Annotated in this window: 14 protein-coding genes; 9 read left to right on the top strand and 5 right to left on the bottom strand. The window is 63.5% G+C overall.

Annotation, left to right across the window (positions count from 1 at the left end; translation table 11 throughout):
* The first annotated feature begins 5 nt into the window (after positions 1 to 5).
* On the top strand, positions 6 to 1,229 hold the full coding sequence (locus AC1DS6_RS37010; protein WP_477104375.1) for a vWA domain-containing protein: 1,224 nt from the start codon (positions 6 to 8) through the stop codon (positions 1,227 to 1,229).
* 211 nt (positions 1,230 to 1,440) lie between these two features.
* Here AC1DS6_RS37010 and AC1DS6_RS37005 read toward each other — a convergent pair whose 3' ends face one another.
* Both AC1DS6_RS37005 and AC1DS6_RS37000 read right to left on the bottom strand, forming a co-directional pair.
* On the bottom strand, positions 1,441 to 2,757 hold the full coding sequence (locus AC1DS6_RS37005) for a type II toxin-antitoxin system HipA family toxin (RefSeq protein ID WP_477104374.1): 1,317 nt from the start codon (positions 2,755 to 2,757) through the stop codon (positions 1,441 to 1,443).
* Between the two features lie 7 nt (positions 2,758 to 2,764).
* Positions 2,765 to 2,986, bottom strand: coding sequence for a DNA-binding protein (locus AC1DS6_RS37000; protein WP_477104373.1), 222 nt, complete (start codon positions 2,984 to 2,986; stop codon positions 2,765 to 2,767).
* A 605-nt stretch (positions 2,987 to 3,591) separates the two neighbouring features.
* On the opposite strand from AC1DS6_RS37000, the gene AC1DS6_RS36995 reads away from it, so the two are divergent.
* A complete protein-coding gene (locus tag AC1DS6_RS36995) occupies positions 3,592 to 3,978 on the top strand; it encodes a hypothetical protein (protein ID WP_477104372.1) in 387 nt (128 codons plus the stop codon).
* 93 nt (positions 3,979 to 4,071) lie between these two features.
* Here the strand turns inward: AC1DS6_RS36995 and AC1DS6_RS36990 are convergent, their stop codons facing one another.
* Genes AC1DS6_RS36990 through AC1DS6_RS36980 form a run of 3 tightly spaced genes read right to left on the bottom strand, consistent with a single transcriptional unit; the run spans position 4,072 to position 5,804 of the window.
* Positions 4,072 to 4,509, bottom strand: a complete 438-nt coding sequence (locus AC1DS6_RS36990) for a bactofilin family protein (protein WP_477104371.1) — start codon at positions 4,507 to 4,509, stop codon at positions 4,072 to 4,074.
* Positions 4,510 to 4,511: 2 nt separating this feature from the next.
* A complete protein-coding gene (locus tag AC1DS6_RS36985) occupies positions 4,512 to 5,165 on the bottom strand; it encodes a hypothetical protein (protein WP_477104370.1) in 654 nt (217 codons plus the stop codon).
* Between the two features lie 42 nt (positions 5,166 to 5,207).
* Entirely contained in the window at positions 5,208 to 5,804 is a 597-nt protein-coding gene (locus AC1DS6_RS36980; protein WP_477104369.1) for a hypothetical protein, read from the bottom strand.
* A 584-nt stretch (positions 5,805 to 6,388) separates the two neighbouring features.
* Between AC1DS6_RS36980 and AC1DS6_RS36975 the strand changes: the two genes are divergently transcribed.
* The 7 genes from AC1DS6_RS36975 to AC1DS6_RS36945 all read left to right on the top strand — a co-directional run bounded on the left by AC1DS6_RS36975 (position 6,389) and on the right by AC1DS6_RS36945 (position 14,692).
* On the top strand, positions 6,389 to 6,763 hold the full coding sequence (locus AC1DS6_RS36975; RefSeq protein WP_477104390.1) for a DUF7696 family protein: 375 nt from the start codon (positions 6,389 to 6,391) through the stop codon (positions 6,761 to 6,763).
* Positions 6,712 to 8,049 (top strand): recombination directionality factor, encoded by a 1,338-nt coding sequence (locus tag AC1DS6_RS36970; RefSeq protein WP_477104368.1) that lies wholly within the window; start codon positions 6,712 to 6,714, stop codon positions 8,047 to 8,049. Before AC1DS6_RS36975 ends, AC1DS6_RS36970 begins: the two co-directional genes overlap by 52 nt.
* Before the next feature lie 144 nt (positions 8,050 to 8,193).
* Positions 8,194 to 9,630: a metallophosphoesterase family protein gene (locus tag AC1DS6_RS36965; RefSeq protein WP_477104367.1), complete on the top strand. Its 1,437-nt coding sequence runs from the start codon at positions 8,194 to 8,196 to the stop codon at positions 9,628 to 9,630.
* A 161-nt stretch (positions 9,631 to 9,791) separates the two neighbouring features.
* A complete protein-coding gene (locus AC1DS6_RS36960; RefSeq protein WP_477104366.1) occupies positions 9,792 to 10,310 on the top strand; it encodes a hypothetical protein in 519 nt (172 codons plus the stop codon).
* A complete protein-coding gene (locus tag AC1DS6_RS36955) occupies positions 10,298 to 12,619 on the top strand; it encodes an SMC family ATPase (protein WP_477104365.1) in 2,322 nt (773 codons plus the stop codon). Before AC1DS6_RS36960 ends, AC1DS6_RS36955 begins: the two co-directional genes overlap by 13 nt.
* Positions 12,620 to 12,686: 67 nt before the next feature.
* Positions 12,687 to 12,839, top strand: a complete 153-nt coding sequence (locus tag AC1DS6_RS36950) for a hypothetical protein (protein WP_477104364.1) — start codon at positions 12,687 to 12,689, stop codon at positions 12,837 to 12,839.
* Positions 12,840 to 12,916: 77 nt separating this feature from the next.
* Positions 12,917 to 14,692, top strand: coding sequence for an adenine nucleotide alpha hydrolase family protein (locus AC1DS6_RS36945; protein WP_477104363.1), 1,776 nt, complete (start codon positions 12,917 to 12,919; stop codon positions 14,690 to 14,692).
* Positions 14,693 to 14,857 lie beyond the last annotated feature (165 nt).

Below are 14,857 nucleotides of genomic sequence, written 5' to 3'. Positions count from 1 at the left end.
CCAGCATGCGCGATCGAATCTCGAAGCAGCGTTCCCAGCTCATCCTGTCGCAGCCGTTCTTCGGCGCGTTGTTGATGCGCTTACGGGTGGTCGAAGATCCATCGTGCAAGACCTTCTGGGTGGATGGCGTATCGCTGGGCTACAACCCAGCATTCGTCGCCACCTTGAGCGATCTTGAGCTACGCGGCTGTCTTGCCCACGAGGTATTGCATCCGGCGAACGGGCATTGCTGGCGCTGCGGCGTTCGCGACCCTGACCGTTGGAATCAGGCCTGCGACTATGCGATCAATCCCTTGGTGCTTAACGCCGGCTTGCAGTTGCCGGCCGGCGCGCTAATCGACGGACGATTTCTCGGCAAGTCCGCAGAGGAAATCTATGCCATGTTGCGCCAGGAGGCATCGGAGCAACCGCAGCCAGAACCGCAACCGCAGCCACAGCAGGACGGCAACGGCAAGGCCGACGGCAACAATCCGTCCCAGCCCAACGGCCAGGACGGCAAAGGCAACGGCACGTCCGGGGCCGACCCGTCGCAGGCCTCGCCGGAATTTTCACCCGGCGAAGTTCGCCAGCAGCCGCAGGCACAGCAGCAAACGCTGGCCAACGAGTGGAAGGTGGCGACGATGCAGGCAGCAAAAGCCGCAAAGATGCGTGGCAAGCTGCCCGGCGAGTTGAGTGCGATGGTGGAGTCGGCCACGCGGGCATCGGTGGACTGGCGTTCGGTGCTACACCGCTTTGCCTTCGAGCAGACCCGGTCGGACTATAGCTGGGCCATGCCGAACCGGCGGTACACCCATATGGGCCTGTACCTGCCGGCGTTGCACGACCAGTCGGTCGGCGATGCGGTCTTTGTGCGCGACACCAGCGGTTCGGTGTTCGGCGAGGCGCAGCAGCAGTTCGGGGCGGAGATCGAGACGGTCTTCACTGTGCTGCAGCCGCGGCGCCTGTTCGTGCTGGACTGCGACACTCGCGTGACGCAGGTGCAGTGCTTTGAACGCGGAGAGGCCATCGAGCTGGGTCCCATCCGAGGCGGTGGCGGCACGAGTTTCCGTGCGCCATTCGCCTGGCTGGACGAACAGGGAATTGCTCCGGCGTTCCTCGTCTACCTGACGGACATGCACGGGAAATTCCCGGCTGCGCCGCCGGCGTATCCCACCTTATGGGCGTCGACCACGCCGCTCCACACGATGGCTCCGCCGCCGTTTGGCGAGGCGGTGGAGGTCATCATTTAGACCAACCCCGGGCGTGCGTCCGGGGTTATTTTTTTGCTCTGTCTGAGCTAAGTGTTGCATGACCCCGCTGGTCGAATAGGCTCCTCTTGCGGAGGACGGGCAAATGCGAGCCTTCAGTTTCTCCCGCAGGCGGCAGAACGTGAACCGCGTGTCGAACGGCTTCTGTTGGTACCACTCGCTTGGCCAGGGACTGGTTTGTCGTGCGAGGATTTCAGGTGCGCCGGAAGGGACTTTCTCGCTTTCTCTTGGCCGGCGCGGACGAAAATCGGGTCTGGTCGAAGCCAGTGCGCTGGGTTAGGAGCGCTTCGCCGTCGATGCGCTCGGCCAGGCTCTCGATGTCGCGCTCCGTTACGCCGGCCTGCGCGAAGTGTTCCTGCCAGGTGTTCACGATGTCGATGACGGTGGCAATCTCGGCCGCGGCATCCGCGGGCAGCAGGCCGAATGCATCGCACTGCGTCATCGCGTTTTCGAGCGTCGAGTCCGGGCCATGAGCACCGCAGATGAACTCCTGGTAACCGTGCCCTGAGTTCGTCGGCAAGACGTCGTACGCCGGTGCCAGCTTCAGGCGGCCATTCTCGAGCGGGTTCACGACCAACAGGGAGTGGTTCTTCTCGTGGTCATCGGTGTTGTCGACCAGGATGTTGAAAACCATGCGACGGAAGAGCTCGCGCGCGTCGCGTTGGTTCATGTCGTCCTGGGCGATGCCGACCCGGCGGAGGATTCGCGCCAGTTCGGGGTAGCCCATCTGTGGCTCCTCGCCCGATGCGGTGGCCGCGCGAATGGCGGTGCCGGCCGAGATGCTGTGAATTCGCCGACCCTGGTCGCGGTCGAAGCGGCGAATGGCGACCGCGTTCGCCCCGAGGAGGTGGATAACCTGCGTCTTGGCCACCGTGATGCCCGCGCGCTCGGCCAGCGTCATCGTCGCGTGCTCGATGAGCGGCGCGTCGACGGGCTCGTTGTTGAAGAACTTGATCACCCATTGCTCGCCGTCAATGTCGATGAGTGCCTTGGGCTTCGCGCCACCGAGCGGACTGCTACCGCCAGCAATAATCTTTGCTTCCAGGGCGGTGATGGGCTCCGAGGCCTCTATCTTGGCCACCACCTCACTGAGCTGTTGCGCAGCCTCTAGCCGAGGAAGCGGACTCACGGCTCGCGGGCTGTAGGTACTCGACGACGTGGAAACACCGAGCGCGCCGAATCGATCGTCTCCTGCGTAGTACAGGCACTCCATCAGGGAGAGGCGCTTGGGCTTATCCACGAAGCGAATGACCTTCTCGCCCCAGCGGTCCGGCCGCGCGTCGTCGATCGCGCCGACCGCGCGCTGCGCATCGGTCGCCAAGCGGCCTGGCGGCAAGAACTCGTTGTCGACGAGAGGGAGGTCCTCGCTCAGAGCGAACCCGTTAGCCAGCCACTCCTCGCCGTAGTGCAAGGAGACCCCCTTGCCGGCGGTGACCAGTTTCAATGCGCCGACGTAGCGCGGTGTGGCCGAGTCACCCAGGTACCAGAGGTACAAGTCGTCCAGACGCATCTCAGCCCTATGCCCGGTTCATGCGCACGCGTGCTTCCGCGGCGGCCTGGGCGCGTGCGCGACCCAGTTCGACGGCCTCACGGACGTCCATCTCAATGGCGCCTTGGTCGTGCTCGGGCGCCGCGAGATTTCTCAGCTCGCCGTCGCGCTTGATGAGCCAGAGCGCAGTCGCAACGATGCCGATGCCCACAGACGGGTCACCGGCTTCGAGCCGTTGCAGCGTGGGCACAGAAACACCCATCCGCTTCGCCCAGGTCCTCAATGACTCTTTGCGGCGCAAGCGGGCCACAGCTAGGTCAGCGCCAAGCTTCTCGATGGCGCCAGCAGTCGCCGGCGGGAGCTGCAGGAGGGCACGGGCAGTTTTCGGCATACACATAGATTATATCGAAACAGCCAATTTGGTCAATATCTATATGTACGGAAAACAGAGGTCCGTGTCTGTTCAAAGGACCGCTCCAGCAGATTCGGCGCTACAGGCAGGCTGTGCGCCGAATCCGTGGTGACCCCATACGTGCGTTCAATCCCGGCCAGATTGACCAGTGTTTCCTGGGCAATGCCGTACATCATCCGGCGGGCGCGCACAGCGCCACCGAATGCCTGCGCCAAACGAGGATCGAATGTGGTTGCGCCTACAGGCCGGCTGCGCTGAAGGGATGGTTTCTGCGTGGGCAGAAGCACGGCCCGGCAGCACTTTTCGAACCAAGTTGGATTTATCCCCTTCCGCCTGTTGCCGATAGGACATTAGCAGCACGTCTTATGGAGAGAAGAGAGCGTGGGTGTCGTTGCAAGGTAGCACTTGCATATTGGAACAGCGCTCAGCAGACAGGAGGAAAATTGAAGAAGAAGGACGCATTGGCGCCATTGGATGTCAACCAACTGTCGAACGACGTGCCGTTAGCCTTGCACGCAAACTGGCTACGAGCGCAGGCAACTGGCGAGACGGACCTGGACTACGACCGCTGGCTGGAGGGTCAACTCTGGCCGCGTGCGCCCGTCGAGTGCGTGTACCGGCAGGGGCCGGCGGTATTTAGGCTTCAGCACCGCAGCTGCTATCAGGTTCAGGACCCGATCCGCGGCTTGCGGGATTTCCGCTGCCTGCTGGACGGCCAGTTTCCATTTGTGTCGTTTGTACGCGCGCAGGGGTTGAGCCTGCCGTGGCTTACCATCGCCGGATTGTTCTCGGTCGACGAACTGGTGTCGTTGCAGCCAGTGGTGCGTTAGCTGTCTCCGAAGACCATGAAGCCCGGCTTGACCGGGCTCTCTAAGGCTCATAAGAGATAGCGAATCATGCGCGTTTCCACCTATAGGGTGGACTCATGTGCTCGGGGTCCCCGCTGTGCTCGCGTCGGCAAGCTCAGCGGGATCGGCCGGACTCGCCTGGACCGCCTCCCGTGTAAAGACGTGCGCGTCGCTCCCGGTGCCGATGGCGGCAACGCGTGAGATGCGGCTCTCCAGGTTCGCATTCAGGCCAAGCCGGATTGTGCCAGCGTAGAAGATCTCGCCCTTGACGCGGCCATTGATCATCAGCGTGCTGCGGGCGGCAACGTCGCCCTCCACGATGCCGTCCACGATCACATGCTCGCCTTCAACCTTGCCGCGCACGATACCGCCGCTGCCGACATGGAGCAGTCCGGCGGACGAGGAGAGGTTGCCGTCGATCAGGCCGAGGCAGGTGATGCCGTGGTCCGCGGCCACGTCTCCGTGGATGCTCATGCCGCGATTGAGCACGCTAAAGATGGGAGTGTCTTTCATAGTCAGAACAGCTTTATCTCGGATGCGGCGTTAGGGCGATGCGCAGGGGGGGACTGAGGCACGGCATTCGCCTGTGCTGGGGCCGGCTCGACCTTGCGCACGACCGGCGGGATCGCCCGAGCCGCCGGAGCCTGGCTTGGCTGAGGGCGGGACACCGGCGCAATCACTGCCGCGGGCGGCTGTGCAACTTGCTGCACCAACTCTGCGCCCTTGGCCGGGATTTCAACGGGTTGGGCGGCACCGTAGGCGGCGCTGTTCATCGGTGCGGTATCAGTCGTTGCGGTATCAGTCGTTGCGGGACTGGACGCGGCAGCGATGGCCACTACCGGCGCTTGACCAAGTTCCGGCGCGTCCTGCGTGCCCTCTGCCTTGACGGGGGCTGCGGTATCAGGCTTTGCCGCATCCGCTGTCCGCCCGTGCTGCCAGTTGGCGATGGACATACCGAGGGCACCGGCCGCCACGATGCCGACGACGATGCTGGCAACCTGGCGGGTGTTGCCGGCGCGGCCGGCCCACCGGCGGGTCGCACTCGCGGCGCCAAAGGCGGGCGGGGGCAATAGCCGGCCGGCGGGATTGTGGGACGTGGTTTGCGCCTCAATGGTGAGCGGGGCGTGCGCGAACTGCTCGTGCAGGCGCTGGATGTCTCGAATGTCCACGGTGCTCCTTGGGGTTCGGAAGGGAGGGAATGGAAAGGGCGCTCAGGCGAGCCGGCTGCCGTCATCGGCAAACCGGTCGTTGTCCGGAATGCAGAGGGTGTGAATCGTATTGATGCGCCGGCCAGCGATATCGAGCTGCGTATCGCGTTCTGTGCCAGAAATGGAGCGCCCGACGTGCGCGAACAGCGTGGCCGAGGCGAGCTTGTCGTACTGGCCCAGCAGGCGTAGCAGTCGCCCGGCGAGCGCATTGGGAACTTCCAAGACGACGGATTCGTAGCCGATCGAAAACTCAAGTTGATTCTTCGACGCGAGCCAATCGTTCACGCGACTGAACCAGACCTCAGCCTCTCGGAAGGCCTCATCGAGCGCCTTGACCTTGCCGCCTCGCGCGACCGAGCATTTGGACGCGCAAAAATTGTAGTCATCGTGCAGGAAACGGCGCGTAAAGACAGAGGAGAAAGACACCTCAACCTTCGTCGTGGTCTCGGGGACGATGCGCGAAATGCGGTCCTCGCTGATTAGCCGCGTGATGGGCTTGAGGCCGGTGTCCGGTGCGGGGCCATCCGTGGCAGCGGCGTGCGGCGCGCTGGATGGGGGTTCAGGTGGGTTGGCAGGGAATTCCCCTTGCTGCTCGGCCATGTCCATACTCGTGAGTCTCTCTCGGGGGAGATTTTCGGTCAGGACAGGGTGCAGGTGCGCTGCGTAAGGTATGCGATTTTCGCGAGGTTACGCGCTTTGTACGAGAGCACAATCGGTGCATAATGCTCTCACTTCTCGCGTCTCCGACGCATCGACCTGACTCCACAGCGAGTTCATTGCATTTCTCAAGTCGTGCCTTAGCGCATGCGCCGACCGGTTGGCTACCGGTGTGGACATTCCATTGTGATGAGCAACTTCGCCGTTTGCTCCCCATCCATCAGCCGTAATACGCGTCCAGTATCAGTGCTGCTTCGGCATGCGCTGTGGACACCGTTCGAGCCTGGGACCATGTGGCGTCTCTCTCTCTTGGCCCCTCCTGGGCAGAACGGCCGTTGTAGGCTGATCCGTGACCCCTGCGGAGAACCTTGTGTTCTAAATGGGTTGAAGTGCAGCGTGACCTTGCTGCACGAGGACGACTTTACGTCCTCGCATAGAGCCAGCGCATTCGCGCATCGCTCCCTGTTCGCCACGCCCCCGGAAGGGGCGTGGCGACGGGTTTTCCTTCGAACAAGCTCGCTTCCGCCATGTCGGAGCGGGCTTTTTTTGTTTGTAGGAACCTCGAACAGGAGCCAACCATGCACTCTGCTGTCGATCTGAACTCCGAGATTCGTGCCGCCATCGCGAGCACGCTAGCCCGTCGACGGCCCGACTACGTCGGACAACCGAATGCGTGGCGCAATTTGTGTGAAGCGGCCCACGTGGCCGGTCTAGCGGAACCCGCCCGAGCGGCGTTCCTTTCCCAAGTAACGACCCAGCGCGGGGCCGACATAGCCCTGCGCCTTCGGGAGCATGCTGCGTCCATCCGCGTCGCCGTCGTTCAATTTCTTGAACGCAGGAGCAACGCATCATGCAACGAGCCATTGGCTACACCGACTTCAGCCATCCCCGCAGTCTCATAGAAGAACGGCCCCAGCGGCCACCCATCATTGGCAAGATCCGCCCCGGCATCAAGGTCCTCACCAAGAGGGCCAAGGAAAACGAGCAAGCGGTCAAGATCCACGACACCATGCTCGCTCAGGGCGGCTCGTTCGAAGCGATCGGCGAAGAGATCGAGCGCAAGACGAAGATCCGGAACGCACTGGTGCCCAAGAACACCGCCTGGTTCACCTGCCGCGGTTCGGACTTCACCAATCCGGCCACCGCCGACGAGATCCTCCAGAAGTACGGTGAGGATCGTGGCGATGGCCTGAAGCTGTGGCGTTTCCCGGTCATCTTCGCCTTCGACGACTGGCTGGCCAACATGCCCAACCAGTTGAAGGTCTGGAACGCACGCGGCCTGCAGTACTTCTCCGAGTACGGCGCCGACGGCAAGCGGCATTGCAAGATGTACGCCGCGCCGGAAGTGGATGAGCGCGCCCAGCGTGCCAAGCGGCTGTTTGGCGGGCGCACGGTTATCCTGCGGCAGGACGACGCCATTCCCGATGGCGTGTGCGATCCGCACCAGTGCCCGCAGTACCAGGGCCGACATTGCAACCTCTCCGCCAGTCTGTATTTTTGCGTCCCGGAGATAAAGGGCCTCGGCCTGATCGAGTTGCCGACCACTTCCATCTATGTGTTGCAGAAGGCGTACGCCGCGATGCAGACGGTGGCGATGGCGCGTGGCGGCCGGCTCGCAGGCATGCACTTCTGGCTTTCGAAGAAGGCGGTCGACATTACCCGCATTGGTGAGAATGGCCTGCCGATTCGGCAGGAGCAGATGCTCACCATGCTGGATGCGGAAATTGATCTGGGCGCGCTGCTGGATAGCGCGGATCAAATGGCACCGGCACTGGACGCGGCAAGCAAGTCGGTCGCGTTGCTGGAAGGCGCAATGCCCGCAGGTGATGCGCCTTCCATGGCGCCGCTCGTCGACATCTCAGGCGCAATGCCACTGGAGCCTGAACGGCCTCGCACGCCCGCGTCGACACCGGTCGCTTCGCCGATGCCGGCACCGATGTCGACCGCGGCCGATCCCGAGGACCGAGAGAGCATCCTCGCCGACCTCGCCGCCCGCCTTGGTATGTCGGTAGGGCAGGAGCGCATGGATCTGCTGACCTTTGCCCGGATCGAGTACGGTCAGGGCTGGACGAAGCGGCCTAAGGACGTTGACAGCATGATTGGCGAGATGCAAACCGCGCTGGCCAACCCACTGGCCTTCCGTGAGCAGGTGCGCTCCCGCGTCCGGGAAGCCACACAGCCTGTCTGACGATGGAATAGGTGAACGGCGTGCAACGCGTCGTTCACCTCATTTTCCACTTCTGCCCCATTTCCTTTCACCTGTGGCCCAGCCGGGCCACATTCTTTTCCCCGCGCGCTAAATCGGCGCACCATTCCTTTGGAGAATCACATCATGCTCGAGGCGAGTGAGAGCCTGCTGCTGGCTCACTTTTCTGATTTGCATTACTCGACCGGCAATCTGGCCGAGGCGGATCGCTGCTTCGGCTTTGCCGTCGAACACGCGATCGCGGCCGGAAGTCAGGTCGCCGTCGTCTCCGGCGATTCGACCGATCATCGCCTGGACGCCCACACACCGGCGCTGCGCGTGCTGGCAGAGCGCATCCGCCAGCTTTCCGAGCATATGGCGATTGTGATGCTCCAGGGCACCTTTTCCCACGAGCCGCCCGGCACGCTGGATCTGTTCCGCCTCGTTGGCAGTCGTCACCCCGTCTACATCGCTGACCGTATCCACCAGGTCGCACTGCGGGACGGCGGGTTCACCGCTTCGGACGGTGCGCTCTTCACTCCCATCGAGATTGAGGCGTTGCTTGCTGACGGTACCCCGGAGGTGGTCTTCACCTGTGTGCCCACGGTCAACAAGGCCATGCTCGCTGCCGCAGTCGGCGCAAAGGAGGCTGCGACCGCAGTCGGCGACCATCTGGCCGCCTACCTGCACGCCGCTGGCGGCGTGAACCGCACGCTGCGTGCTCGCGGCATCCGCACGATAGGCATCTCGCACGGCACCGTCAACGGCTGCCAGACCGAGCACGGTGTGCCGATGGCCGGATTCGATCACGAATTCACCATCGGGGCGCTGTTTGATGCGGAATGCGACGGCTTCATGCTCGGTCACATCCACCGCGCCCAGCAATGGGATCGCGAGGGCCGGCTGGTGGCGTATCCGGGTTCGATCGGGCGCTTCCACTATGGGGAAATCGGTGACAAGACCTACCTGCAATGGCGCGTCGCGCCGGGGCAGGCCGAAACCACGCCCATTGTGACGCCCGCTCGCGAGACACTGTGCATTGACTTCGACGGCCCGCCGGACATGGCGGAGCTGGCTCGCGTCGCCGCCGAGGCGTCGGACAAGTTCGTGCGCATCCGCTGGGTCGTCGACGAAGAGCACCGCCAGGTGGTCGGTCGGGACGCCATCGGCGCCTTGTTCCTCAAGGCGACCGAGGTGAAGCTGGAAGGTCGGGTATTGCCTGCCGTGCGTAGCCGAGCCGAAGGCATCAGCCGCGCCGCCAGCCTGTCGGAGAAGGTCACGCGATGGGGGGAATTGACCCATGTCGATACCAACCCGTTGCTGGATCGTCTGTCGATGCTCGAGCACGCGGACCCGCAGGCCATCGCGGACCTGGTGCTGCAGCAACTGGAAAGCGTAGACAAGCCATTGGTGGTCGCGGCTCCCGCCGCGCTGTCGATGCAGATGCCGATGCAATCGGAGCCTGTTACGGCAGTCATGCCGGTACCGCTAGAGGTTCCCGTGCCCATTGCGAGGCAACCCAGCGCGCCGCCCGCGGCGATGGACTGGCTCAGCGACGACCTGTTTGCGGAAGCCGCCGCCTAACCCTTGAACGTGGCCAAAGCCATGTTCCGAGAGCCCTCCGGGGCTGTCGAAACATCGTTTTACCCCGCGTCCTTCGGACGCATCGACCGTTGTTCCATCTCATTGAACCCTGACGGGTGCTTCCCGTCCGGGAATGCACTCCGTCTCCCTTGGAGTGCATCATGATGCTTTACCCTGCTGGCCCGGACTGGGCCCACACGTTTGAAACCGCACTAGCCGCGTCTACACTGGCCGCTCGCCTTGCGGACGCGCACGGCTTCACCCGCAGCACCCTGTTCCAGCCGTTCGGCGCAGGGCGCGGCACGGTGATCGCCAAGCGCGACCATCTGTTGGTCCTCGCGGTACACGCCGCGGACGGCCAGCACTGGTACGAGGTGACACCGTCGCTGGAGATGCAGAACCTGCTCTGGTCGTTCTCGCATGGCTATGCCAGCCAGTGGAGCGCGCTGGAACTCAGGGCGCTCTGTGGCTGCACCGCTTGGCCGGAGGTGATCGCGCTGGCCCGCCAGCAATTCGCCGCCGCCGTGCGCTCCCTGGAGCGTGCGTTGTCGGGCCTGCCCGAGCGGGATGCCGCCACGGTGGCCCCAGACATGCCGTTCTACGACGGCGATATGATGGAACTGCCCGCCGATTACCTGACTTCCATGACCGGTGCGGAGGTGTCCGAATGCGCCCGCTGAAACTCACTTTGACCGGGTTCCACGGCGTCCGGGACGGCATGAAGCGCGACAGCGTGACGCTCGACCTCGCGAACCTGCCCACTGGGCTGATCGCGCTCGTTGGCCCTAACGGTGCCGGCAAGACCACGCTGATGGACAACCTGCACCCGTACCCGATCATGCCGAGCCACGCCTCGAAAATGTCCGCGGATGCGTTCTCCTACTGGGATCACCTCTGTGGCACCCGTGGCGAGAAGGATCTGGAATGGGAACACGCCGGCACGCAGTACCGTTCGGCTTTCGCGTTCCGTAATCCGGGCAAGAGCCGCAAGGCCGAGTACTACCTGTTCCAGAAGGGCGCCACCGGCGACTGGGTACCGTTGCAACTGCCCGACGGCACGCTGTCGGACGGCAAGGCGGATACCTACAACCGCTGCATCGAGGCGGTGCTAGGCTCGCCCGAAGCGTTCTTCACCAGCGTGTTTTCGGCGCAGAACCGGCGCCCAATCGCCAGCTACCAGGCCGGCGAGATCAAGAAGCTGCTTGCCGAGTTGCTGGGCATCGACCACCTGCGTGATCTGTCGGCCAAGGCCGGCGAGGTTGCAAAGGGGCTGGGCCGGCATCTGGACACCCTGCAGCGCGACCTGGTCGGCTTGTCCACTCAACGTGAGCGGGCGGGCCAGTTGGCACGGGACATTGGTCTAACCGACGAGGCTTTGATCGGGGCGCGGAGCGATCGCGATGCGAAGACTGCCGATGGCGCGAAGCTCCTGCAGGAGCGCGCGACACTGGCGGCCCAGCAAAGTGCGAGCGCAGCCACCGAAGCGCGTCTGCGCGAACTCAGGCAGCGGGAAACCGAGCTGGGAGCGCGCCGGCGGCAGTTGGATGCTGACCAGCGTGTTGCGGCCACCCGCGCCGCCACGCGGCGCCGGGAGTTGGAGCAGCTGATCGCCGGCCGCAAGCTGATGCTGGCCGAAGGGCCGGCCATCCTCGCAGCCGCCGAGCAGCGCGACGCCTTGCAAATGATCATCGGCCAGAAGCAGGGCGAGTTTGCCACGCTACAGCAGGCGGTCAGCAGCTTGGACGCACAGCAGGCGCAGCATGCCGCGCTCGCGACCGAGTTGCAGGGACTAGAAGCGCGCGGAAGGTCCGCCGCCCAGTTCGCCACCTCGTTGAAAGGCCAGGCCGATGTCATTGAGACGGTGCCATGCCGGGCCGATCCCATGCACAGCACGTGCCCGTTGCTCGCGCAGGCGCGTGACGCCAAGGGCAAGCTGGCCGAGCAGGTCATCCTCGTGAAGGATCTGCGGGCCAGCTACCAGGCGAAGCAGCAGTCGATGAAGCCGATGGCGGAAGCCCTGGGTGAGTTGCCAGCCCAACGCGCCGCCCTGGCGGCCTTGCAGACGGCACTGTCTCGCGATCAGCAGGAGTTGCAACGGCTGACCGCCCTCGCGGCCAAGAAGCCGATGTTGGATGTGGCGCAGGAAGGGTTGGCGCAGGCACAACGCGACGCGACCGCTCTGACTGACGAGGAAGCCACCAGCACGGCCCGGTATGACCGGGACGTTGCCGAAGCCGAGTCGCAGTTGTCGGTGGTGCAGCGCGAGTTGTCCGGGCTGGCAACTGAGGACGTCACCGGCCTCATCGCCGCCTTGGACACCCGTCTGCGACAGAGCCGCGAGGCTGTGGTTGCGCTGGATGCCCGGATCGAGGCATTGATTCGCCAGCAAACCGGTCTTGCGACCGAGCGCGAACGCTTGGAGTTGGTGCTGTCCGGCCAGCCTGCGGTACAGGGCAAGGCGGATCGGCTCTCCGACGAAATCGCGCAGTGGAAGCTGCTGGCGAAGGCGCTCGGCAACGACGGCGTGATCGCGCTGTCCATCGACGACGCCGGTCCGGCGCTCACGCGGATCGTCAACGACCTGTTGCTCGCCTGCTATGGAGCGCGATTCACCATCGCGATTCAGACGCAGACGACGCTGGCCAATGGCGAGAAGCGTGAGGGCATCGAGATCGAGGTGAACGATGCCGACCGGGACAGCGTGAAGAACTTCGCTTTGCTGTCCGGCGGGCAGAAAATCTGGATCAATGAGTGTTTGACCCGGGGTATTGCGCTCTACCGGGCGCAGGACTCGGGTCAGCCCTTCCAGACGCTGTTCACTGATGAGGCCGACGGCCCGCTCGACCCGGAGCGCAAGCGTGCCTTCATGCAAATGAAGCGCGAGGTGCTCCGTCAGGGCGGCTATGAGCGGGAATTCTTCATTTCCCACACGCCTGAGTCGGTTGATGAGGCCGACGCAGTGATTGACCTGGTGGCGCTCGCTGCCTAGGTTTTGTCTTTAACCCGATGGGGCACGCCCCATCGGGGCTGCCCTGTCCCCCCGTACAGGGCAGCCCATGAAACTCGTGAAGTATCTCTTCCTCCTTTACCTCGTCCTGCGCGTCCTGGCCGCTTGTGACCATCACACGCGGCCGGCAAGCAAGGAGCCGATGCGGCGACCCGTCGTCTATGCCGTTGGCAGTCACATTGTTGCGGCCGCACTCGGCTGACCCCAGCCCCCGGGCCATTCTTAACCTTCGGCGCTCCCTCGGGAGCGCCGTTTTCTTTCCTACAAGAGGTCTCTACCATGAGCCAGACCATTGAGCTGTTTCCCCAGGGCGCGCACGACCCCATCGAGCAGAAGATTGACCGTGCCATCGGTGCGATCCTTCGTCTGTTCCAAGCTGCGCATCCGGTGGTCATCGCCTATAGTGGGGGCAAGGACAGTAGCGTCGTGGCAGCGTTGGTGCTGCACGCGGCGTTGCTGCACCGTGCCGCCGGGGGCGAGCCGCTGGTGATCGTCACCACAAGCGATACGAAGGTCGAAAGCCCGGAAGTTAATCTACATTACCGGGCTGAACTGAAGCGGATGCGCGCATTTGGAGAACAGCACGGATTCACGGTCATTGCGAAAGTCGTCGAGCCGCAACTGGCGTCTACCTTCCAGGTGAAAGTGCTGACTGGACGGGCGCTGCCCAGCTTCCCCGGCTTGCATGGGGACTGCAGTTTTGATCTAAAAATTGCCCCACAACGCGCGTTCCGCAAGCAGCTTTTCCGTAGCCTCGCTGAGCGAAGCGCGGCCACACCCGTGACCTGCCTCGGTACACGCTTTGATGAGGGGGCACGCCGCGCAAGCAACATGCGCCAACGTGGTGAGTCTGCGGACCGACCTGCAAGCAACAAGGAGGGTGAGCTTGTTCTTAGCCCGATCGCTCACTGGAATTCTGATGCCGTATGGGAGGCCATCGCGCTGTATGGCGGTGGGAGCCGCCCGGGCTACTCGGACTTCGAGGAGACCAGGCGGCTGTACGCGCATTCGGTCGGCACTTCGTGCGCCGTCGTCGCCGATGCAATCCTTGAGGGTTCAGGGCGCAAGCAGGGAAAATGTGGCGCCCGCCTGGGCTGCCATGTGTGCCAAATGGCTGAGGACAAGAGCCTCGCCAACATGATCGCTTACGACGAGCGCTATGCGTACGCCGAAGGCCTGCAGCGACTGAATCGGTTTATCCGGAACACACGCTTCGACTGGCGCCGGCGGCATTGGGTCGGTCGCACGATCCGCGGCAACTTCGTCAAAATTCAGCCAGATACTTACCATCCGACCATGTTGCGGGAACTGAGCCGGTACATGTTGCAACTCGACTATGACGAACAGCAGCGTGCGAGCCGGGCAGGGGAGGCGCCTCGCTTCGAGTTGTTGCCACTCGACATGATTGTTGCCGTCGACGCGCTTCAGTCTTTGAATGGCGTGGCAAGGCCTTTTGCGATGTGGGCGGATTGGCGCGATATTCATCAATGCGGCATCCGATTCGACATTCCGGAGGTTCCGGCTGTCGCACAAACGACGGTGCCAACCGCTCGCTTTCTCTACGTTGGGAGCGAATGGGATGATCTCGCGCCGGCTGCAGAATGGACCGGCATGCGCGATCCGTTCACTGAAGCGATGACCGCGGAATCGCCTTGTGAGCCGGAGATCACGGTGACGGCAGGGGGGCGGACTTTATGGAGACTGCCAACGGAACAGTCGTTCTCCGTGGATTTCGAAGCTGCCTGCATGCTCCAGGACTTTGAGCTGGACCGTATGCTGGAGACCCATGGTATGGGTGTCCAGCCCGGCCAGGTCACTGCGGGGTACCGCTGGTACCTGCAATACGGTTGCCTCACGCTGTCGCGCGCACAGCAGACCGAGCATGACGAGGTGTGCCGCCGCACGGCGTACAAGGACCGCTTAGGCCTGACGCTCGAGTACGATACTGAGCGGCTGAGATCGCTAGCCGTCGACTTCCACGCGATGCCTCCAGAGGCCCGCATTGCATGGAGCCACGCGGCAACAGATCAGGAGGAACTGCCGTTTGCCGCCTGACCAACCCTGCAACGCAAAGACCCCGCCACCAAGGTGACGGGGTCTTTTTGTTTGTTGGCCGCCAAACTTCGGGAAGGGTAGGGTCAAGCTGCCAAGCCTGATGCCGGCCGATGGCCGAGTTCGACCCTATGCTGCCTTTCGGACTTGATAGGCCATAACGACCGC

The organism is Cupriavidus sp. 05L310, assembly GCF_056398185.1.
This window is presented reverse-complemented; position numbering and strand designations above follow the sequence as displayed.

Excerpts from the sequence above, each read along its gene's own strand:
- AC1DS6_RS37010 (WP_477104375.1), top strand. The coding sequence starts at position 6 with ATGCGCGATCGAATCTCGAAGCAGCGTTCCCAGCTCATCCTGTCGCAG.
- AC1DS6_RS37005 (WP_477104374.1), bottom strand. The coding sequence starts at position 2,757 with ATGCGTCTGGACGACTTGTACCTCTGGTACCTGGGTGACTCGGCCACA.
- AC1DS6_RS36990 (WP_477104371.1), bottom strand. The coding sequence starts at position 4,509 with ATGAAAGACACTCCCATCTTTAGCGTGCTCAATCGCGGCATGAGCATC.
- AC1DS6_RS36980 (WP_477104369.1), bottom strand. The coding sequence starts at position 5,804 with ATGGCCGAGCAGCAAGGGGAATTCCCTGCCAACCCACCTGAACCCCCA.
- AC1DS6_RS36975 (WP_477104390.1), top strand. The coding sequence starts at position 6,389 with ATGTCGGAGCGGGCTTTTTTTGTTTGTAGGAACCTCGAACAGGAGCCA.
- AC1DS6_RS36970 (WP_477104368.1), top strand. The coding sequence starts at position 6,712 with ATGCAACGAGCCATTGGCTACACCGACTTCAGCCATCCCCGCAGTCTC.
- AC1DS6_RS36965 (WP_477104367.1), top strand. The coding sequence starts at position 8,194 with ATGCTCGAGGCGAGTGAGAGCCTGCTGCTGGCTCACTTTTCTGATTTG.
- AC1DS6_RS36960 (WP_477104366.1), top strand. The coding sequence starts at position 9,792 with ATGATGCTTTACCCTGCTGGCCCGGACTGGGCCCACACGTTTGAAACC.
- AC1DS6_RS36955 (WP_477104365.1), top strand. The coding sequence starts at position 10,298 with ATGCGCCCGCTGAAACTCACTTTGACCGGGTTCCACGGCGTCCGGGAC.
- AC1DS6_RS36950 (WP_477104364.1), top strand. The coding sequence starts at position 12,687 with ATGAAACTCGTGAAGTATCTCTTCCTCCTTTACCTCGTCCTGCGCGTC.
- AC1DS6_RS36945 (WP_477104363.1), top strand. The coding sequence starts at position 12,917 with ATGAGCCAGACCATTGAGCTGTTTCCCCAGGGCGCGCACGACCCCATC.